This window comes from Rhodoferax ferrireducens, from assembly GCF_003347515.1.
In the GTDB taxonomy this organism is placed as follows: Bacteria; Pseudomonadota; Gammaproteobacteria; order Burkholderiales; family Burkholderiaceae_C; genus Rhodoferax.
Window position 1 is genome coordinate 16,270 of the sequence record NZ_QEII01000236.1, and the last position, 19,618, is coordinate 35,887.

Sequence of the window (19,618 nt, forward strand, 5' to 3'; positions counted from 1 at the left end):
GCCCTGACAAAGAAAAAAAGCCCCGCAAGGGGCTCTTTTACAGGGGAAAAATGTCTTTTAGAAGCGGTGCCGGATTCCGAGTGCCAAGCCTGTGCTGTCCGTCCCCGCGGATGAGGTCACGCCGCCGATGTAGCCATTGCCGCCAGGCGCAACTTGCGCCAGGTTCTGGTTGTCATAGTGAACCAGCACCGCGTTCAGATCCGTCCGCTTGGAAAGCGCGTAGGTGTACGCGACGCCATAAGAGGTGACGTCTGAATCAGACGGGCGGTTGTCGTTGTAATGGTTATAGGCCAGCGCGATCGTGCTCGGGCCGGTCACGTAGCGATAGCCGATGTGGAACAGTCTGCCGTCTTGTTTGAAAGCGTTGATAAACGCATTCTGGACCAGTGCCGCATTCGCTGCGCCTACCAAGGGCGTCAACGCCGGCGTAATAGCCGACAAGCTGCTGGGGTTGTCATCCGTGATCTTGGCCACCAGGGTGCTGACGGTGCTGCTACCAAAATTCACCGAGGCGCCAAGAATGGCGGAGGTCAAGGACTTGTTCCCGAGTTCGTTGTTCCGGGTGTTGTAGCCAGCGCCCACCGAGAACCTGTCGGCCTTGTAGTTGGCGTTAATGCCGAGCAGCCGGCCTTTGTCGGCATCGCCAGCGACTTCGCCAGCGGCATACATCAGGGAGCCCGAGATGCCGCCTTGCTGAATACGGTAGACCAGAGAGTTGGAGGTGCGAATTTCAAAAACTGCCGGGAAGGCCACGATTTGCCCTGCGGACAGGGCAGACTGCGTTGCCGTAATGTCGTAGGTCCCAAAAGTCTCATAGGCCGGCGTGTATTGGCGCCCGGCCAGAAAGCCGCCAAACGGCGTGACCAGGCCCACGAAGGCCTGACGGTCGAACAGGCGATTGCCGCTCGCACCGACATTCACACCAAACTCGCTTGCCAAGAGTGCGTCGACGCCTGCGACGGCCGGTTGCAAAGCACTTGGCAAGCCCATCAGTGTGGCTTGGGAAAATCGATCGGACAACTGAGACCCAGAGATGGGGCGGCTGCTCGTCGAGCCGGTATCCAGCTCAACCCGGCTCTCCAGCGTAAACACGGTGCGATAACCGCCGCCCAGGTCTTCATTGCCTTTCAGGCCCCAACGCGAACCTTCCATGATGCCGCTGGCCACTTGCGTGACCGAGCCTGCTTTCAAGCCGGTGACCTGGGTAATGCCCACATCAGCGATGCCGTACAAGGTGACTGTGGAAGCGCCGGTGCCTTGAGCGCTGACGAAGCCGGCGCAGCAAAGTGCGGTGGCCGTCGCGATACTGCGCACAGCAGTCGGAATTGAGGTGTAGCCGGAGGCGATGCGGGATTTCATAAAGTTCCTTGTTGGTTCTACGTTAAATAAATGGGTCAATGCACGGCAGACATGTGACGCTTTTGATTCTCCATACCTCCCAATGAACCGACAAGACGCATTGGCGACAAGGCATGTCTTTTTGGGCTTTTCGTTCACAGGTGTTTTCCCTAGGGGCGCGTTAGCGGGCGCATTGCTAAGCCTCCGTCAAGCTGGGGGCGTGAATGGGGTGATTGCTTACTGGACTTGAAATGCGCTGGTGACTCAGGCTATGGTGTACTGATTTGTTGCATCGGAGCGACATTTTTGCCAAAAAAGTAAGGGTAAATCATGATTGATTCACGAAATATTTGTAGGAATTGAGCTTATTTGTTCAAATGATTTTCGAGATGTTCAACACGTCCCTTCCAGAGTGTTTTGCAAGAAGCGTTTTGGTAATCCCCTAAATTTATTGGAGTTTTCATGAAAAAGAGTTTGATCGCCCTCGCCGTGCTCGCCGCTTCCGGCGCATCTTTTGCCCAATCCAGCGTTTCCATTTACGGCATTGCTGACGTTTGGTTCGGTCGCACGACACTCAGCAACGCACCTTCGCAAATCAAGCTCGACAGCGGTGGCGTTTCCGGCAGCCGTTTTGGCTTCAAGGGCTCTGAAGATCTGGGTGGCGGTCTGAAAGCCAACTTCCTGCTGGAACAAGGCTTCAACATTGACACAGGCGCTGCTTCTACTGCCGGCCAGACTTTCAGCCGCCAGTCCTATGTCGGTTTCTCCGGTGGTTTCGGTGAAGTCAAACTGGGCAAGATGTGGACAGCCTATGACGACATCAACGGCGCTACCAATGCTGTATTCGATTCAGCCCTGTCACCCCAAAACAACGTCTGGTTGAGCACCGGTTACCAAGCCAACCCCAATAACGGCCTGTACTATGTTTCTCCTTCGATGGGTGGCTTCAGTGCTGCAGTGAGCTACGCTTTGGGCGAAAACAAGACCGCAACAGTTGATGCCGGTTCGGTTGTTTCCTTCAATGTCAAGTACGAAGGCGGCCCTGTGTACGCAGGTTTGGCTCACCAGCGCGAGAAAGCCACGGACGCTGCAGAGGCTACTAACTTCACCCGCGTGAATGGCTCTTACGATCTGGGCGTTGCCAAACTGCTGGCTGGTTACGGCCGTGTGACCGGTGCAGCTGATACGTCGACCAGCGAATGGCAACTCGGTGCTGACTTCCCAGTCTCCGGCGCCCTGACACTCTCCGCAGGTGTCGCACGGTCCAGCGACAACGCAGCCAAAGGCGATGCTACGCGTAAGGGCTACGGCCTGGGCGCTGCGTACGCCATGTCCAAACGTACGACCGTGTATGGTGGCTACCAATCCGCCAATGTTGCCAAGCCTGGTGTTGCTGACACTGACGCAACCTTGCTGGCAGTGGGCCTGAAGCACACGTTCTGATTTCCATGTGAGACCGGTTTCACCGGTCGATCACGGATAGTCTGAAAAAAACCGCCCTTATGGGCGGTTTTTTTGTGCACTGGCAATTCTCAAATGTTGTATCACGCCAACGGTTTACGCTCCAAATTGAGCTTTGCACGGCAAAAAGCTTTGCTTCGACATGTCTCTCTGTTTAAATTCGTTCAGCTTCTGGTTAAGAAGTGAAGCAAGACACCTGTGGTGTTTTGATGTACCTCATCTTTGGAGAAATTGAATGAAAAAAACCCTCATCGCGCTGGCTGTGCTGGCTGCATCAGGCGCCGCTATGGCTCAATCCACCGTCACGCTGTACGGTGTTGCCGACACCTGGTTTGGTCAAACTGAAACCGGCGTCGGTGCAGCAAAGCTCAAGCAAACAGTTCTCAATACCAATGGTATGAATAGCTCACGTTGGGGCCTGAAAGGTTCTGAAGACCTGGGTGGCGGTTTGAAAGCTGTTTTCCAACTCGAAAGCGGCTTCAACATTGACACCGGCGCACAGACCGATTCAGCCAGCTTGTTCAATCGTCAAGCCTTTGTCGGTTTGGCCGGTGGCTTTGGTTCCGTGACCGCTGGTCGTCAGTACACCGCTTACGACGCATTGCGTGGTGCAACCAACAACACATACGATACCGCGGCTTTCACGACGACTGGTACGGTTTGGGGCTACGGCGCTGTTGCTGATTACGCCAGCCGCGTGAACAACTCCATCGCCTACACATCACCTGACTTCGGTGGTTTCAGCGGTGCTGCTGTCGTTGGTTTGGGCGAGAACAAGACCGCCACGGTTGATGCAAATCAAAACCTGAGCTTGCACGTGAAATACGCTAAAGGCCCAGTGTTGGTTGGCTACGCTTATCAAGAGCAAAAAGCACAAAACGCATTGGTGACTGATACAGCTACTACCAAGTACAACCTGATCGCTGGTTCGTACGACTTTGGCGTGGTGAAATTGGTCGGTGGTTACAACACCGCCAAAGTCAATGACAATTCAGACAAAGAATATCAATTGGGTCTGAGCGCACCTATTGGCACTTCTGCAAATGTGGCAATTGGTTACACCAAGTCCAAGGGTGAAGTTGCTGGTGCAACCACTTCGAACGGCAAGGGCTACAGCGTCGTTGGTTACTACGACCTGTCCAAGCGTACTCGTTTGTACGCTGCTGCAAGCAAGACCACTGCTGATAACAATGCTGGCGCTGATACCGCAGCAACGGCCAACTTTGGCCTGGGTGTTCGTCACAACTTCTGATTTTGAAGCTGGCATTCAGCCAGCTTTGCTATCAGCAAGGAAAAGCCGCCTGGTTCGCCAAGCGGCTTTTTTTTCGCAAATTAACGGATGTTGGACGAATATGCGTCATCCGGCCTTCTTAAGGTGACATGCTTGCGCTAACCAAAATAGCTTCACTGGGTCTGTTGCTGCCGCTGCTGGGTTGCGCGTCTTTTGCGCCTTCGCTTGAATCGGAGCGCAGATATTCAGCCATCAGTCCCTGGACGCAGGCGTCGGCACACGCATGGCGGCACCATAAATTCCCAGGCAAAGGGTCCACCCAATTTACCTACGCTCGCCAGGACGGGCGTGACGCCATGGCGGCGAGTGCCGTGTCTTCCGCCAGCATGTTGCGCCAGACCGTGCACATTCCGCCCGATCAGTTGGGTCAGGTGAAGTTTTCCTGGAAAGTCCCCGAATTGATTGCCCAAGCCGACATGGCCTTGCGCGAGGTTGATGATTCGCCGGTGCGCATCGTATTGGCCTTTGACGGTGATCGGTCCCGGTTTTCAGCCAAAAATGCCATGCTCTCGGAGCTATCGCACGCCATCACTGGTGAACCGCTGCCCTATGCCACGTTGATGTATGTGTGGTGCAACTCCCGCGCACCGGGCACCGTCATCATCAATCCGCGTACCGACCGTATTCGCACACTGGTGGTGGAGTCAGGCGGCAAAAACCTGAACCAGTGGCTGGACTATGAGCGTGACATCCGTGCGGACTATGTCAAGGCTTTTGGCGAATCGCCCGGCGCCTTGGTGGGCATTGGCATCATGACCGATACTGACAACACCCGTTCGACAACCCAGGCCTGGTACGGACAACTGACACTGGCAGCGGGTAAGTAGTGCTTTCGCGTGAGCAAGGCAGGAGAATATAGATGCAGACTTCAGGTTTAAAAATTCACGGCCGCGCCTTTGCCCACATTGCGGCCTTTCACCCCGAGATCACGGCCTTGCGGCGCGATCTGCACGCCCACCCCGAACTGGGTTTTGAAGAGGTTTACACGTCGGCGCGGGTACAGACGGCCCTGAAATTGTGTGGCGTGGATGAGATTCACACCGGCATTGGCCAAACCGGTGTGGTAGCGGTCATCAAGGGCCAGCGCAATAGCAATGCCAGGATGATCGGCCTGCGCGCCGATATGGACGCCCTGCCCATGACCGAGCACAACGATTTCGCCTGGAAATCCGCCAAGGCGGGCCTGATGCATGGCTGCGGTCACGATGGCCACACGGCGATGCTGGTGGGGGCGGCGCGCTATCTGGCCGAAACGCGCAATTTCGATGGCACTGCCGTGCTGATTTTCCAACCCGGCGAAGAGGGCTACGCGGGCGCCAAGGCCATGATCGAGGATGGTTTGTTTGACCGCTTTCCGGTGCAGTCGGTGTATGGCATGCACAACTGGCCCGCCATGCGTCCCGGCACGATCGGCATCAATCCGGGGCCGATGATGGCGGCGGCGGACCGCGTCACCATCGAGATCACGGGCAAGGGCGGGCACGGCGCCCACCCTTATCAGACGGTGGACCCGGTGCTGGTGGCCGCCCACATCATTACCGCGGTGCAAAGCATCGTGTCGCGCAACGTGAAACCCGTGGACAGCGCCGTGATCAGTCTGTGTGCCATGCGGGCGGGTGAACTCGGCGCCATGAGCGTGATACCGGAGACGGCCACGCTGGTGGGCACGGTGCGCACCTTTAGCCCGAATGTGCAAGCCCTGGTGGAGCGGCGTTTGAACGAGCTGTGCAGCGCGGTGGCGCTGGGCTTCGGCGCCACGGCCACGGTGCACTATGAGCGCATGTACCCGGCCACCCTCAATACCGCACCCGAGGCCCGCTTCGCCGCCGATGTGGCGCAAAGCCTGGTCGGGCGTGAACATGTGGTGCGCGACCTGGAGCCCAGCATGGGGGCGGAAGATTTTTCGTTCATGTTGCAGGTCAAGCCAGGCGCCTATATGCGCATTGGCCAGGGCGAAGAAAACGGTGTCGGCAGCTGCTTTCTGCACAACAGCCACTATGACTTCAACGACGACATTCTGCCCTTGGGCGCGGCCTTGCACGCCAGTCTGATTGAGCAGGGCATGCCACTGGCAGTGCCTTGATTTGCTCTGTTTTAAGGAGCTATCTGCGCTTATTCCATAAGGGCTAGCGGCCTAAAATGCATAAATTTCAGGCGTAGCGCTTGCTGCGCAAATTGTTTTTCATCTCGCGCAGCAAGGGCTGCAGTGTGTCACCGCCGATGCGCAAGGCCACGCAGGTGGCGAGGATGTCGATGATCATCAAATGCAGCAGGCGCGACACCATCGGGCTGTAGCGATCGTAGCCTTCCGGGTGATCGGCCGCCAGGTGGATATGGCCGGCCGAGGCCAGTGGCGAGCCGCTGGCGGTGATGACGATGGTGGTGGCGCCGTTTTTGCGCGCGATGTCGCAGGCGTCCATCAGGTCGCGGGTGCGGCCCGAGTTGGAGATGACGACGACGCAGTCGCCTGGCCCCAGGAGCGAGGCGCTCATGACCTGCATGTGGCCGTCGCTGTAGGCGATGGTGTGCATGCCGAGCCGAAAAAACTTGTGCTGCGCATCCTGTGCCACCACGCCGGAATTGCCGACGCCAAAAAACTCGATGCGTTTGCCCTGCGTGAAGGCTTCCACCAGGGTGGTGACGGCCTTTTCAATCGCCAGGGTGCTGGCGTCGTTGCGGTATTTCAGGAATGCCGCCACCGTGTTGTCGATCACCTTGACCATGATGTCGTTGGTCTTGTCGTCCACATCGACGCTGCGGTGAATAAAGGGCACACCCTCGCTCACGCTGCCCGCCAGCTTGAGCTTGAAGTCAGACAGACCGTCATAGCCCACGCTGCGGCAAAAACGCACGACCGTGGGTTTGCTGACGTGGGCCCGATCGGCCAGCTCGCTGATCGGCTGCTTAGCAAAGCTGCGCGGGTCGCTCAACACGAGCTTGCCCACGCGCTGTTCAGCGGGCGCCAGCGAGGGCAGGCAAGCTTTGATGCGGTCAAGCATAGGTTCAGGTCTCTTCGGCCCAGCAGAAACCATCGCGCGCAATCATGGCGCTGGAGGCACTCGGTCCCCAGGTGCCGGCGCCATACAGGCGCGGGCCCTGCGCGTCGTTTTTCCAGTGTTCAAGAATCGGTTCGACCCAGCGCCAGGCTTCTTCCTGTTCGTCGCTGCGCACAAACAGGTTCAGGCGGCCGTCGATCACGTCCAGCAGCAGGCGTTCGTAGGCGCCGACGCGCTCCGAGCCAAAGCGCTTGTCAAAGTCCAGATCCAGCTGCACGGGCGACAGGGTTTGGGTGTTGCGGCGGTTGTTTTGCCCCTGCGCCAGCAGATGCAGTTCCAGTCCGTCCTTGGGCTGCAGGTTGATGACCAGACGATTCGCCACGTCAATCTGCGAATTGAAAATGGCGTGCGGTGTCGGGCGGAAATTCACCACAATGCGGGCATCGCGCCCGGCCAGCCGCTTGCCGGTGCGGATATAAAAGGGCACGCCGGCCCAGCGCCAGTTGGAAATTTCGGTGCGCAGGGCAACAAAGGTCTCGGTGTGACTTTGCGGGTTGACGCCGGTCTCTTCGCGGTACGACGCGACCGGCGTGCCGTTGATGCCGCCGGCTGAATACTGGCCCCGAATCACGTCCTGCGCCAGAGTCTCGGGCGTCCAGGGTTTGAGCGAGCGCAGCACCTTGAGCTTTTCGTCACGGATGGCGTCGGCGTGCGAGTTGATGGGCGGCTCCATGCCAATGGCGCACAGCAGTTGCAGTGCATGGTTTTGCACCATGTCGCGCAGGGCGCCGGTGGTCTCGTAAAAGGCGCCGCGTTTTTCCACGCCCAGTTCTTCCGCGATGGTGATCTGGATGTTGGCAATGTGTTCGCGCCGCCACAGGGGCTCGAACAGGGAGTTGCCAAAGCGCAGCGCAAACAGGTTTTGCACGGCGGGTTTGCCCAGGTAGTGGTCGATGCGGAACACCTGTTTTTCACCAAACACCCGGCACACGGACTCATTGATGGCGCGATTGCTCGCCAGATCATGGCCCAGCGGCTTCTCCAGCACCACCCGCGTCTGCGGGGTATTCAGCCCGGCCACGGCCAGCTGCTCACAGACGGTGGTGAACAGGCTGGGTGCGGTCGCCACGTACATGACCACGGTGTCGGCCTGGCGTTGCGCCAGGGCGGCCGCCAGTCGGGCGTAGTCGGCCGGGATGGACAAGTCCATCTGCACGAATTCAAGCAAGGCGGCAAAGCGGGTGAACTCCTCCACGCTGGGCCGTTTGGCCAGTTCGACATGGTCGAAGCGGGAACGAATCAAATCGCGGTACTGCTCATTGCTGAGGTCGTCGCGACCGACACCGATGATGCGGCCTTGGGCGGGCAGCGTGCCGTGGCGAAAGGCCTGAAACAGCGCAGGCATCAGTTTGCGCCAAGCCAGGTCGCCGGTGCCGCCAAATAAAACAAGATCAAAACTCATGATTTTTAGTTACATAAAAAATGACTTGATAATGTAACTTTGTTTCACTGATAATTCAAGGTACTTTGATAAATTCGCATTTTTGTCATTGCGAGTACCCCGTACCGGCCCGATACCGCACACTGACCTTGAACCAGATGGCGTCACTTCGAGCGAAGCGCGGCAGTCCAGACTGCATGGATTGCTTCACTGCGTTCGCAATGACGGCCGGGTTCAAGGAAAGTGCTCCTTAACATCCTTTCAGCTTGTTCTCCCCAGACACCCCGATTCATGAACCAACTCGACGCCCTCAAACAATTCACCACCGTGGTGGCCGACACCGGCGACTTCAAACAGCTCGACGTCTTCAAGCCGCAAGACGCCACCACCAACCCGTCACTGATCCTCAAAGCGGTGCAAAAGCCCGACTACCAGTCGCTGTTGCAAGACACCGTGGCCGAGTTCCGCGGGCGCCCGCTGGACGAAATCATGGACCGGCTGCTTGTGCGTTTTGGCGTCGAAATCCTGTCCATCGTGCCGGGACGTGTTTCCACCGAGGTGGATGCACGCCTGAGTTTTGACACCGCGGCCACCGTGGCCCGGGCCGAACGCATCATCGAGCTGTACCAGGCGCAGGGCATCCACATCGACCGGGTGCTGGTCAAGGTGGCGGCCACCTGGGAGGGCATTCAGGCGGCGGCGCAGCTGGAGCGGCGCGGCATTCACACCAACCTGACCTTGTTGTTTTCCTTTTGTCAGGCCGTGGCCTGCGGCCAGGCCAAGGTGCAGCTGATCTCGCCCTTTGTTGGGCGCATTTACGACTGGTACAAAAAATCGGCCGGCGCGGCCTGGATCGAGGCGGACAACGCCGAGGCCAATGACCCCGGCGTCAAGTCGGTGCGGCAGATCTACAACTACTACAAGAAATTCGGCATTGCCACCGAGGTGATGGGCGCCAGCTTTCGCAACGTGGGTCAGATCACAGCGCTGGCCGGTTGCGACTTGTTGACCATCAGCCCGGATTTGCTGGCCACCCTGGCCGCCACCCAAACCCCGCTGGCGCGCGCGCTCGACGCCAACACCGCCCAGACGCTGGACCTGGCGCCCGTGACCTACGACGAGGCGGGCTTCCGTTTTGCGCTGAATGAAGACGCGATGGCCACCGAGAAGCTGGCCGAAGGCATACGCGCGTTTTGCGTCGACGCCGTCAAGCTGGACCAGTTGTTGCTGGCCGCCTGATCACCTGACATTCACGTTGATGTCACGTTGATTTCACGCTATTTTCACGTTTACCGAGGATTTCTCCCATGAACCGTACCCGTTGTGACCGCACCCCCGCCTGGGGCGAACTGCAAACCTCGTTCAATACCAGCGGCCGCGCCTTTGACTTGCGCACGGCATTTGCGACAGACGCTGGCCGTTTTGCGGCCTTCAGCCAAAGCGCGCCGTATGTGTTTGCCGACCTGTCCAAGAACCTGATCGACAGCACGACGCAGCAGTTGCTGTTGGATCTGGCGCGTCAAACCGGCGTGGAGCAGCACCGGGACGCGATGTTTGCCGGGGAAAGAATCAATAGCACCGAGCAGCGTGCTGTCATGCACTGCTTGTTAAGAACACCACCCGCCGACCCCGCCATGCCAACACAGTCCGTGCACAGGCATATGGCAGAGACGCTGCACGAGGTGCACATCACGCTGGACGCCATGCTGGCCTACGCGCAAACCGTGCGGGCCGACGAGGCCATCACCGACGTGGTCAACATCGGCATTGGCGGCTCCGATCTCGGTCCGCAAATGGCGGTGCTGGCGCTGGACGAATTTGCACAACCGGGCAAGCGTTTTCACTTCGTCTCGAATGTGGACGGGCATGAACTGGCCGCCGTGCTCAAGCGTCTCAAGCCGGAAAGCACGCTGTTCCTGATCGCCAGCAAGACCTTCACCACCATCGAGACCATGACCAACGCCTTGTCCGCCAAGCGCTGGTTCGAGGCCCAGGGCGGCACGGACATTGGTCGGCACTTCGCGGCCCTGACCACCAACGTGGCGGCGGCGAATGCCTTTGGCATCAGCACCACCTTCGGCTTTTGGGACTGGGTCGGCGGGCGTTATTCGATGTGGTCGGCCATCGGCCTGCCGCTGGCCATCGCCATTGGCGCCGACGGTTTTCGCGAATTCCTGGCCGGCGCGCACGAGATGGACGAGCATTTCCGCACGGCGCCGCTGGAACAGAATCTGCCGGTGCAACTGGGTTTGCTGGACGTCTGGTACCGCAATTTTCATGGTTTCAGCAGCCGCTCTATCGCGCCGTACCACAGCGCCCTGCGTCGGCTGCCGGCTTATCTGCAGCAGCTGGAGATGGAAAGCAACGGCAAGCAGGTGGACGCCAGCGGCGACGCCTTGCCCTTCGGCACCTCGCCGGTGCTGTGGGGCGAGCCCGGCACCAATGGCCAGCATGCGTATTTCCAGATGCTGCACCAGGGCACGGACGTGGTGCCGGTCGAGTTCGTGGCGATCAAGAAACCCAAGCACAGCTTGGCCGGCCACCACGATCTGCTGCTGGCGAATGTGCTGGCGCAAGCCCAGGCGCTGATGGTCGGTAAGTCGGATACGGGCGGGCATAAAAACTTTCCTGGCAACCGGCCCAGCACCTTCTTGCTGCTGGACGAACTCACCCCCGCCAGCTTGGGCGCCTTGATTGCGCTGCAGGAACACCGCGTGTTTGTCAGCGGCAGCCTGTGGGGCATCAACAGTTTCGACCAGTGGGGCGTGGAGCTGGGCAAGGTTCTGGCCAAGGATATTGCACCGCGTCTGGCCAGTGGCGACGCCGCCGGGCTGGACGGTTCCACCGCCGGCTTGCTGGCCCTGCTGCGGGCCTGAACGCATGAATGTCGTATTTGATTTTGGTGCTGTGCTGTTCACCTGGCGACCCGCTGCCTTGCTGGCGCACAGCTTTCCTCAACGGGCATCCACCCCGCAGCAAGGCGCGCACCTGGCGCAGACGGTGTTCGGCCATGAAGACTGGCACAACTTCGACCGCGGTCTTCTGAGCATGGCGACGGTGATCGAACGCACCGCCGCGCGGCTGGACCTGGACAGGGGAGCGCTGACCGAACTGGTGCATGGCATCGGCGACCGGCTGCTGCCGATTGACGACACGGTGGCACTGCTGGCCCAATTGCACAGTTTGCGACAGTCGGCGGGACGGGACGGTCAGGGTGGCGACGAGGCGCTGAAACTCTACTATTTATCCAACATGCCAGCGCCTTATGCCCGCACGCTGGAGCAAAAGCACAGCTTTTTGCAGTGGTTTGATGGTGGTATTTTTTCGGGCGACGTACAGCACATCAAGCCGGAGCCGGCCATCTACCGGTTGCTGCAAACCCGCTATGCACTGGAGCCGGCACAGACCTTGTTTATCGATGATTTGCCGGGCAATGTTGAAGCGGCTCGCGGACTGGGCTGGAATGGCATCCACTTTGAGTCAGCGCCGCAGCTGCAGGCGCAACTGGCGCACTTGTTGCGCAGCTGAGCCTGCACAAGCCTGAGACGCGCACACTCCCTAACGCTCCCTAAGGTAGTCATGCATGAAACGCCGGAGCGTGGCTTGGTACTGGGCATGACCGACCTGGTCCAGGTCACTGTGCGCGCCGCCTTCGATGGTGATCCATTGTTTGGGCGGGTGGGCGGCCGCAAACAGTTTTTCTCCCAGGTGCATGGGAATCGTCGTGTCCAGGTTGCCATGGAGCATCAAGACGGGCGCGTCCACCCGGGCAATTTTCTGCAGCGAGTCAAAGCGTTCACTGTTAAAAATCAGTAAAAACCGCGCCAGATACCCCGCCTCCCAAGCCACATCGGCAAAGTCGGTGAAGGCCGATTCCAGAATCAGCGCACCGTAATCGGTCTGGGCGTGCAGACGGCTGGCCACATCGACCGCCACGCCGCTGCCCATGGAATGGCCGTAAAGCACGCGCTGGCTGGCGCGCGGCTCGCGGCGCTGCAGCTCAGCCCACGCGGTCTGGGCATCTTGCAGAATGGTTTGCTCCGAGGGTGTGATCGGCGTGCTCAAGCCCCAGCCCCGGTAGTCCACCGCCAATACCGCAAAGCCGGCTTCGCGCAGCGCGTCGATCTTGCGCAGGTTCTCGAACAGGGTGCGAAACGTGCCATGGAAATACAGCAAGGTGGGCGCGTTCTTGTCAGCGTGCGGCAACCACCACATCTCGACACGGTGGGCTGGGCCACTGGCGTTGTCAGCTTCGCCATCATGGGCAAGGGCCTGCGACATATCAACAAAGTAGCGCTCGTCGCCACTGCGCAGGCCTGGAAAATCAGCCGGTATGCCCGGCGTGGGGCGGTAGATAACCCGGCGCTGCTTGGTATCGAGCCAGGCGCAGCCACTGCTTGCCAGCAGGGAGATGACCAAGAAAATCCGCAACCAGGCGGCACCGCTGCTGGCAGTGCGCAAAAGGGCAGCCGTTACACTGCCAACCCATCGCGTCAGCAAACTCACCCTTGTATTCATGAATAAATTGATTCCCATCGCCTTTGGCCTGATTGTGGCCCAGCTTGGCGGCACCGCCATGGCCGCGCCAGACTTCCTCTCCGACCTGACGCGGGACAAAGTCGTGAGCTGGCAGTTCAGTTCCTATACCCATCATTTCTCCCCCAGTGATGACCACAAACAAGTGTTGATGCTGGGCTTGGAGCGCGAGCATCCCAATGCCAAGGTGGATGGCATCACGCTGTTCACCAATTCATTTGGGCAACCCACGGTGTATGTTTATCCGTGGGGCGGCGTCTATCACGATATTGGGGGTATCAAGCGCCTGTCGTTCAAGTGGACGGCCGGTTTGCTCTACGGCTACCGGGATCCCTACGAGGACAAAGTGCCTTTGAACTACAAGGGTTTGTCCCCGGCGCTCATTCCTGCCCTAGTGTATGAATTCAAGCCTGGTTGGTCGGCGCAAGTCAACATCCTGGGGACAGCCGCGCTGATGTTTCAACTCAACGCACCGTTTAATTAAAGGCTGGGGCTCAAAAATATATGCCAAATAGGCCTCTAGCCCCCGTCCAATAAGCGCAGCTAGCTATAAAAATAGAAGCACAACAAAAAACCCGCAAGGCTCAAGGCCCTGCGGGTTTTTTGTTGTTTTGTGCCGAGTGCCACAAAGAACACTTCGACGCAGCATGAGGCTTCAGTCCTAGGCGCAAGGGCGCAGACAGTACCAACGGTACGGCAAGCCCTTGCAACGACGGCCTGGAGCCTCAGGCAAGGAGCACGTTACATGCCCATGCCGCCCATGCCGCCCATGCCACCCATATCGCCGCCGCCCATGCCGCCGCCAGCCGACTCGTCCTTCGGTGCTTCAGACACCATGCATTCGGTGGTGAGCATCAGGGACGCGACAGACGCTGCGTTTTGCAGTGCGGTGCGGGTCACTTTGGTTGGGTCCAGGATACCCATTTCGATCATGTCGCCATAGGTGTCGTTGGCAGCGTTGAAGCCGAAGTTGCCCTTGCCGGCCAACACCGCATTCACCACCACCGAAGCTTCGCCGCCGGCGTTGTACACAATCTCGCGCAGGGGCGCTTCGATGGCCTTCATCACCAGCTTGATGCCGGCTTCCTGGTCAGCGTTGTCGCCCTTGATGACGCCAGCAGTTTGCTTGGCGCGCAACAGTGCGACGCCGCCGCCAGCCACGATGCCTTCTTCCACAGCAGCGCGGGTCGCGTGCAGGGCGTCTTCAACGCGGGCTTTCTTTTCTTTCATTTCGACTTCGGTGGCAGCGCCAACCTTGATCACGGCAACGCCGCCAGCCAACTTGGCCACGCGCTCTTGCAGTTTTTCACGGTCGTAGTCGGACGTGGCTTCTTCGATTTGCACGCGAACTTGTTTCACGCGGGCTTCGATGTCAGCAGCAGCGCCAGCACCGTCGATGATGATGGTGTTTTCTTTGCCCACTTCGATGCGCTTGGCAGAGCCGAGGTCAGCCAAAGTCACTTTTTCGAGCGACATGCCAACTTCTTCAGCAATGACCTTGCCGCCGGTCAGGATGGCGATGTCTTCCAGCATGGCCTTGCGACGATCGCCAAAGCCAGGCGCCTTGACAGCCACAACCTTCAGGATGCCACGGATGGTGTTGACCACCAGCGTTGCCAGGGCTTCGCCTTCGACATCTTCAGAGATGATCAGCAAAGGACGGCCCGACTTGGCGACTTGTTCCAGGGTGGGCAGCAGGTCACGGATGTTGCTGATTTTCTTGTCGTACAAGAGCACGAACGGGTTGTCCAGCAAAGCGGCTTGCTTTTCAGGGTTGTTGATGAAGTAGGGTGACAGGTAGCCACGGTCAAACTGCATGCCTTCAACCACGTCGAGTTCGGAGTCCAGGGACTTGCCGTCTTCAACCGTGATCACGCCTTCTTTACCGACTTTGTCCATCGCATCAGCAATGATCTTGCCGATAGCTTCGTCAGAGTTGGCGGAAATCGAACCGACTTGGGCGATTTCTTTGGACGTGGTGGTGGCTTTGGAAGCCTTCTTCAGTTCGGCAACCAAAGCAGTCACTGCCTTGTCAATACCGCGCTTCAGGTCCATCGGGTTCATGCCGGCGGCCACGTACTTCATGCCTTCGTGCACGATGGCTTGAGCCAACACGGTCGCCGTGGTGGTGCCGTCGCCAGCGATGTCAGACGTCTTGGAAGCCACTTCCTTGACCATCTGCGCACCCATGTTTTGCAGCTTGTCCTTGAGTTCGATTTCTTTAGCGACGGACACACCGTCTTTGGTCACGGTGGGGGCGCCGAACGAGCGCTCCAGAACCACGTTACGGCCTTTGGGGCCCAGGGTTACCTTGACGGCGTTGGCCAGGATGTTCACACCCTCGACCATGCGTGCGCGGGCTTCGCCGCCGAAAATTACGTCTTTTGCTGCCATGTTATGACTCCAGATTCAGTTGGTTAATGTGACTTGAGCGAGCGGAGAAATTACTTCTCGACAACCGCAAACAGGTCGTCTTCTTTCATGACCAGCAGTTCGTCGCCGTCAACCTTGACGGTTTGGCCACTGTACTTGCCGAACAACACGCGGTCGCCGACTTTGACAGCCATGGCGCTCAATTCGCCCTTGTCGTTCTTTTTGCCAGGGCCCACGGCCAGGACTTCGCCTTGATCAGGCTTTTCAGCAGCGCTGTCAGGAATGACGATGCCGGAAGCTGTTTTGGTTTCGTTTTCCACGCGTTTAACAATCACGCGATCATGCAGAGGGCGAAGTTTCATGGGATCTCCTTTGGGTTTTGAAACAGAGGTTGAACAATCAAGAATGCCAACTGGAATAAGTTGACATTCATTAATCTGAAGAGGGGGTTCCGCGAGGACAAAGCCTGTTAGCACTCAACTCTTACGAGTGCTAATGATAAGGGCATTTGCCAGACTTTCAAGAGGGCGGGGGTAAATCCGGGGGTGGATGGCTGTAAGTTCCGATTCAGTCTAGCAGCCCGTCGTGGCATGTCCTATCGGATTGGCCCATACCTGTACGGTTGATGAGGAATGTCGTTTTGGCGCCGGCATGGCATCATCAGAGTCATTTTTAACCCTAACAATACACTGCCACTGCCCATGATTTACGCCGCGCTCAAAACCCTCCATCTGCTTTGCATCATCGTCTGGATCGGGGGCATGGTGTTTGCCCAGTTCTTCTTGCGCCCGGCCGTGGCCACGCTGGCGGCACCCGAGCGGGTGCGCCTGATGCACGATGTGCTTGGCCGCTTTCTCAACGCGGTGCTGGTGGCGGCCGGACTGGCGCTGGGCAGCGGCGTCTGGATGATCGGCCGCACGGCGCGGCAAATGGCGCAATCCGGCGTCAAGTTCAATATGCCGATTGAATGGATGGTGATGTCACTGCTGGGCATCGTGATGCTGGCTGTTTTGGGCCACATCCGTTTCGCGTTGTACAAGCGCCTCTCGCGTGCCGTCACGGCAGAGGCTTGGCCGGCGGGCGGCGCCGCGCTGGCGAGCATTCGCACCTGGGTTATGGTGAATCTGGTGATTGGGGTGGTGATTGTGGCGGTCACGCTGCTGGGCGCATCGAGCTGACGCGCCGTCCATGAATCCGGACGCGAAACAACTCTGGCGCGCACCGCGCTGGGCACTGGCGGTGCTGCTGGCGGTGCTGGGCATGCTGGGCCCGTTTTCCATTGACACTTATATTCCCGCTTTTTCGGGCATCGCCCAGTCCTTGGGCGCGACACCAGTAGAGATGCAGCAAACGCTGTCGGCCTATCTGTTTGGCTTTGCCTTCATGTGCCTGTTTCATGGCGCGATTTCCGACAGCGTGGGGCGCCGGCCTGTGGTTTTGTGGGGGCTGGCGGCCTTCACGCTGGCGTCGGCCGGCTGTGCGCTGTCGCAAAGCATCGGCCAGCTGGTGTTTTTCCGGGCCATGCAGGGGCTGACCACCGGCGCGGGCATTGTGGTGGCGCGTGCGGTCGTGCGCGACATGTTTGCACCGGCCCAGGCGCAGCAGGTGATGAGCCAGATCACGATCTATTTCGGTGTCGCGCCGGCCGTTGCGCCCATCATTGGCGGCTGGTTGTTTGTGCACCTCGGCTGGCACAGTGTTTTCTGGTTTCTGACCGCTGTGGGTGTCGTGCTGTGGATCGCCAATTACAAATTGTTGCCCGAGACCCTGCACCTCACGCACCGCCAGCCGCTCAAGGTCAGCAACCTGCTGCAGGGTTATTGGCAATTGGGGCTTGATCCGCGGTTTTTGCTGTTGGCGCTGGCCAGTGGCGTGCCCTTCAATGGCATGTTTCTGTACGTGTTATCGGCGCCGGCCTTTCTGGGGGATCACCTGGCCTTGGCCCCGACGCAGTTCTTCTGGTTTTTTGTGCTCAGTATTGGCGGCATCATGGGGGGCGCCTGGGTCAGCGGCCGCATGGCTGGCCGGTTGGCACCCAAGCAGCAGATCAAATATGGTTTTGCCGTCATGCTGTCCATTGCCAGCATCAATCTGGCGGCGAATCTGTTGTTCAAGGCGCATGTGGCGTGGGCGCTTTTTCCGATTGCCATTTTTGCCTTTGGCTGGGCCATGATGGTGCCGGTGGTGACGCTGCTGGTGCTCGATCTGCATCCCGAGCGACGGGGCATGGCGTCTTCGCTGCAGGCCTTTATCGCGTCCTCGGCCAATGGTCTGGTGGCCGGTGTCATCGCGCCGCTGGTCATGCATTCAACGGTTTTACTGGCGGCGGTGTCGCTGGCCATGATGTGCGTGGGTCTGCTGGCCTGGGTCTACCTGCGCCAACGCTGGCCGCATATCGGCAGAGCCGAGGTACACCAACTCACCGAGTTGTAGGAGGGGCGACTTGCAAGACCAGGTCGATGCGGCGCTGCAGGCGCATCGCCGCCTCCCGGTCGCCGGCCGCATGGGCGCGCTGCAGTTGCAGCCCCAGCCAGGCCAGCAGCGGCCGGCGCCAGCCCTGGGCTGACGCCGTTTCAGTCGCCGCCACGATGTCGGCCGGTGTCAAACGGCTGCCTTGCAGCAGCACGCCCGCCGCCACCAAGCGCGCCAGCGGGTCTTCCACGGTCCCCAGCATGCTAGTTGCGGGTGCCGCGCTGCCCGCCGACACCACGCTGCTCGCCGGTTGGTCTGCCATTGCCTTGACGGCCATGGCACGGTGCTGCGCTGGCAGCAGGGCGGTATTCAATCCCGTCCACTGCCCGGTCAGATAAGCGGCATAAGCCTGTTCGGCGGCTTGGGTATCGGCGGCCAGCGGCTGGTAGCCGGCGCAGTTGTCAAATTCCAGGCTGGCGACGCGGGCGGCGCAGCGCGTCAGCTCGGCGCGGGCCAGTAAATCGGCGCGGCCCGTGCTGGAAATCTCAGACTTGGCGCGGGCAAACTCAAAGTCAGCCAGACGGGTGTTGCCGTTCAGGTAAGCCGACGAAAAGCCCTTGAGCGCGGCAAAGGCGTTGGCCTGCCAGTCGGGCGGCGCCGGCTTGCTGGCGCAGGCGCTCAGCAGCAGGGTCGCAGAAAAAATCGCGCTGAAAGAACGGGAAATGACAGATACGCCGGCACTGCGCCATGGAGCGCCACGGCCTGCGGCCTCGCGGTGACGAATCAAATTAACGGTCGGTTGGCGTGTCATGGCAGCTTGATCTCCGTGTCACGGGCAAACGGCCACTTGCGGTTGACCTCGTCCACCAGCTGCGTGACTTTGCGCAGGCTGATCTCGACCTCGGCGCGCAATGCGCCCAGATCGGTGCTGGCCACGCGCGCATTGGCGCCCACCGCTTGCGCCTCAACCAGCACGGCATCGACTTTCTGCAGGCTGGCGCGCACATCGGTGAGCACACTGTTGAGCTGCGTCACGGCGGCTTGCGTCCCGTCCATCACGCCATTCGGACCGAAGACGCGCTGGTCGGCCTTGGTCAGCAGCGCGTTGGTGCGGTTCAAGGTGTCGATGATTTTTTTGGCCTGCTCTTCGCTGCCCAGCACGCCGGTCAGCATGCCATAGCGGCCGCTCATGCGTTCGGTCACGGTGCGCAGGTTGGCCATGCTGGTGTTGATGCTGGAGTCGGATCCGGTCATGGTCTCCAGGTTTTCCAGCAGGGTGCGGGCAGAGGCCACGATGCGCGGAATTTCGGCGTTGGTGTCGCCGCGCAACACAGTCCGCTCGGCGCCTTCGGGCAGGGGCGGGTCGGTCAGGATGCCGCTGAAGGCGCGGATATGGGTTTCGCCCACCATGCCGCGCTCCATGGTGAAGATGCTGGAGGTGCGCAGCCAGTGGGCGTCTTTGCGTGGCACATCAATCACCATGCGGGCCTTGCCGTCAGCCGCCAGTTCGATGCGCCGCACGCGCCCGATGGGGAAGCCCGAGAAGGTCATGTCCATGCCGACGATGACGCCCTCGGAGTCGTCCGAGATCAGCACCAGTTGCTGCTGGCTTTCGAACACGCCGCGGGCATACATCACATAAAGCAGGAAACCCAGCACCAGTGAAGTGATCAGGATCAGCAGCAGGATGGCCTTGCGCTCGACACGGGCAATCGCAGTCGGAGAATCTGATGGAGGTGGGGTTTGGGGTTCCATGCGCAGGGTGGGAGC

The 19,618-nt window shown here is 59.5% G+C and carries 18 protein-coding genes; 10 read left to right on the plus strand and 8 right to left on the minus strand.

The features are described from left to right. Positions 1-57: 57 nt before the first annotated feature. Positions 58-1,359, minus strand: a complete 1,302-nt coding sequence (locus tag C5P05_RS05750) for a porin (RefSeq protein ID WP_114968904.1) — start codon at positions 1,357-1,359, stop codon at positions 58-60. 441 nt (positions 1,360-1,800) lie between these two features. Here C5P05_RS05750 and C5P05_RS05755 point away from each other — a divergent pair, with 441 nt between their 5' ends. The 4 genes from C5P05_RS05755 (at position 1,801) to C5P05_RS05770 (ending at position 6,173) form a co-directional block, all read left to right on the plus strand. Continuing rightward, positions 1,801-2,781, plus strand: a complete 981-nt coding sequence (locus C5P05_RS05755; RefSeq protein ID WP_114968905.1) for a porin — start codon at positions 1,801-1,803, stop codon at positions 2,779-2,781. Between the two features lie 253 nt (positions 2,782-3,034). Continuing rightward, entirely contained in the window at positions 3,035-4,051 is a 1,017-nt protein-coding gene (locus C5P05_RS05760; RefSeq protein ID WP_114968906.1) for a porin, read from the plus strand. A gap of 128 nt (positions 4,052-4,179) precedes the next feature. Next, complete coding sequence (locus tag C5P05_RS05765) at positions 4,180-4,917, plus strand: DUF3047 domain-containing protein (RefSeq protein ID WP_114968907.1); 738 nt, start codon at positions 4,180-4,182, stop codon at positions 4,915-4,917. A 32-nt stretch (positions 4,918-4,949) separates the two neighbouring features. Continuing rightward, a complete protein-coding gene (locus tag C5P05_RS05770; protein WP_114968908.1) occupies positions 4,950-6,173 on the plus strand; it encodes a M20 aminoacylase family protein in 1,224 nt (407 codons plus the stop codon). 67 nt (positions 6,174-6,240) lie between these two features. On the opposite strand, the gene C5P05_RS05775 is transcribed toward C5P05_RS05770, so the two are convergent. Both C5P05_RS05775 and zwf read right to left on the minus strand, forming a co-directional pair. Next, positions 6,241-7,089 (minus strand): MurR/RpiR family transcriptional regulator, encoded by an 849-nt coding sequence (locus tag C5P05_RS05775; RefSeq protein WP_114968909.1) that lies wholly within the window; start codon positions 7,087-7,089, stop codon positions 6,241-6,243. Between the two features lie 4 nt (positions 7,090-7,093). Continuing rightward, positions 7,094-8,548 carry a glucose-6-phosphate dehydrogenase gene (gene zwf / locus C5P05_RS05780; RefSeq protein WP_114968910.1) on the minus strand — a complete coding sequence of 485 codons (1,455 nt, stop codon included), beginning with the start codon at positions 8,546-8,548 and terminating at the stop codon, positions 7,094-7,096. A 270-nt stretch (positions 8,549-8,818) separates the two neighbouring features. Between zwf and tal the strand changes: the two genes are divergently transcribed. The 3 genes from tal (at position 8,819) to C5P05_RS05795 (ending at position 12,055) form a co-directional block, all read left to right on the plus strand. Beyond that, a complete protein-coding gene (gene tal / locus C5P05_RS05785) occupies positions 8,819-9,766 on the plus strand; it encodes a transaldolase (protein WP_114968911.1) in 948 nt (315 codons plus the stop codon). Between the two features lie 68 nt (positions 9,767-9,834). Further along, positions 9,835-11,403 (plus strand): glucose-6-phosphate isomerase, encoded by a 1,569-nt coding sequence (gene pgi / locus C5P05_RS05790; RefSeq protein ID WP_114968912.1) that lies wholly within the window; start codon positions 9,835-9,837, stop codon positions 11,401-11,403. A gap of 4 nt (positions 11,404-11,407) precedes the next feature. After that, the gene (locus tag C5P05_RS05795) at positions 11,408-12,055 is read left to right on the plus strand and encodes an HAD family hydrolase (protein ID WP_114968913.1); all 648 of its coding nucleotides are present in this window, start codon (positions 11,408-11,410) and stop codon (positions 12,053-12,055) included. Positions 12,056-12,085: 30 nt separating this feature from the next. Here the strand turns inward: C5P05_RS05795 and C5P05_RS05800 are convergent, their stop codons facing one another. Beyond that, positions 12,086-12,946 (minus strand): alpha/beta hydrolase, encoded by an 861-nt coding sequence (locus C5P05_RS05800; protein WP_157979227.1) that lies wholly within the window; start codon positions 12,944-12,946, stop codon positions 12,086-12,088. On the opposite strand from C5P05_RS05800, the gene C5P05_RS05805 reads away from it, so the two are divergent. Further along, positions 12,939-13,547, plus strand: coding sequence for a hypothetical protein (locus C5P05_RS05805; protein WP_157979228.1), 609 nt, complete (start codon positions 12,939-12,941; stop codon positions 13,545-13,547). The genes C5P05_RS05800 and C5P05_RS05805 overlap by 8 nt on opposite strands. 257 nt (positions 13,548-13,804) lie before the next feature. On the opposite strand, the gene groL is transcribed toward C5P05_RS05805, so the two are convergent. Both groL and groES read right to left on the minus strand, forming a co-directional pair. Further along, positions 13,805-15,457 (minus strand): chaperonin GroEL, encoded by a 1,653-nt coding sequence (gene groL / locus C5P05_RS05810; RefSeq protein WP_114968916.1) that lies wholly within the window; start codon positions 15,455-15,457, stop codon positions 13,805-13,807. Positions 15,458-15,507: 50 nt separating this feature from the next. After that, a complete protein-coding gene (groES, locus tag C5P05_RS05815) occupies positions 15,508-15,798 on the minus strand; it encodes a co-chaperone GroES (RefSeq protein WP_114968917.1) in 291 nt (96 codons plus the stop codon). Positions 15,799-16,137: 339 nt separating this feature from the next. On the opposite strand from groES, the gene C5P05_RS05820 reads away from it, so the two are divergent. Beyond that, the gene (locus C5P05_RS05820) at positions 16,138-16,614 is read left to right on the plus strand and encodes a CopD family protein (protein WP_114969105.1); all 477 of its coding nucleotides are present in this window, start codon (positions 16,138-16,140) and stop codon (positions 16,612-16,614) included. A gap of 10 nt (positions 16,615-16,624) precedes the next feature. After that, entirely contained in the window at positions 16,625-17,869 is a 1,245-nt protein-coding gene (locus C5P05_RS05825) for a multidrug effflux MFS transporter (RefSeq protein WP_114968918.1), read from the plus strand. On the opposite strand, the gene C5P05_RS05830 is transcribed toward C5P05_RS05825, so the two are convergent. Continuing rightward, positions 17,856-18,659, minus strand: a complete 804-nt coding sequence (locus tag C5P05_RS05830; protein ID WP_232834363.1) for a hypothetical protein — start codon at positions 18,657-18,659, stop codon at positions 17,856-17,858. The two genes, C5P05_RS05825 and C5P05_RS05830, sit on opposite strands and share 14 nt — an antisense overlap. Continuing rightward, positions 18,656-19,603, minus strand: a complete 948-nt coding sequence (locus tag C5P05_RS05835) for an MlaD family protein (RefSeq protein WP_114968919.1) — start codon at positions 19,601-19,603, stop codon at positions 18,656-18,658. Before C5P05_RS05835 ends, C5P05_RS05830 begins: the two co-directional genes overlap by 4 nt. Between the last annotated feature and the right edge of the window lie 15 nt (positions 19,604-19,618).

What these genes read in the sequence shown, in the direction of transcription:
- C5P05_RS05750 (WP_114968904.1), bottom strand. Translation starts at nt 1,359, where the DNA reads ATGAAATCCCGCATCGCCTCCGGCTACACCTCAATTCCGACTGCTGTG.
- C5P05_RS05755 (WP_114968905.1), top strand. Translation starts at nt 1,801, where the DNA reads ATGAAAAAGAGTTTGATCGCCCTCGCCGTGCTCGCCGCTTCCGGCGCA.
- C5P05_RS05760 (WP_114968906.1), top strand. Translation starts at nt 3,035, where the DNA reads ATGAAAAAAACCCTCATCGCGCTGGCTGTGCTGGCTGCATCAGGCGCC.
- C5P05_RS05765 (WP_114968907.1), top strand. Translation starts at nt 4,180, where the DNA reads ATGCTTGCGCTAACCAAAATAGCTTCACTGGGTCTGTTGCTGCCGCTG.
- C5P05_RS05770 (WP_114968908.1), top strand. Translation starts at nt 4,950, where the DNA reads ATGCAGACTTCAGGTTTAAAAATTCACGGCCGCGCCTTTGCCCACATT.
- C5P05_RS05775 (WP_114968909.1), bottom strand. Translation starts at nt 7,089, where the DNA reads ATGCTTGACCGCATCAAAGCTTGCCTGCCCTCGCTGGCGCCCGCTGAA.
- zwf (WP_114968910.1), bottom strand. Translation starts at nt 8,548, where the DNA reads ATGAGTTTTGATCTTGTTTTATTTGGCGGCACCGGCGACCTGGCTTGG.
- tal (WP_114968911.1), top strand. Translation starts at nt 8,819, where the DNA reads ATGAACCAACTCGACGCCCTCAAACAATTCACCACCGTGGTGGCCGAC.
- pgi (WP_114968912.1), top strand. Translation starts at nt 9,835, where the DNA reads ATGAACCGTACCCGTTGTGACCGCACCCCCGCCTGGGGCGAACTGCAA.
- C5P05_RS05795 (WP_114968913.1), top strand. Translation starts at nt 11,408, where the DNA reads ATGAATGTCGTATTTGATTTTGGTGCTGTGCTGTTCACCTGGCGACCC.
- C5P05_RS05805 (WP_157979228.1), top strand. Translation starts at nt 12,939, where the DNA reads ATGACCAAGAAAATCCGCAACCAGGCGGCACCGCTGCTGGCAGTGCGC.
- groL (WP_114968916.1), bottom strand. Translation starts at nt 15,457, where the DNA reads ATGGCAGCAAAAGACGTAATTTTCGGCGGCGAAGCCCGCGCACGCATG.
- groES (WP_114968917.1), bottom strand. Translation starts at nt 15,798, where the DNA reads ATGAAACTTCGCCCTCTGCATGATCGCGTGATTGTTAAACGCGTGGAA.
- C5P05_RS05820 (WP_114969105.1), top strand. Translation starts at nt 16,138, where the DNA reads ATGATTTACGCCGCGCTCAAAACCCTCCATCTGCTTTGCATCATCGTC.
- C5P05_RS05825 (WP_114968918.1), top strand. Translation starts at nt 16,625, where the DNA reads ATGAATCCGGACGCGAAACAACTCTGGCGCGCACCGCGCTGGGCACTG.
- C5P05_RS05830 (WP_232834363.1), bottom strand. Translation starts at nt 18,659, where the DNA reads ATGACACGCCAACCGACCGTTAATTTGATTCGTCACCGCGAGGCCGCA.
- C5P05_RS05835 (WP_114968919.1), bottom strand. Translation starts at nt 19,603, where the DNA reads ATGGAACCCCAAACCCCACCTCCATCAGATTCTCCGACTGCGATTGCC.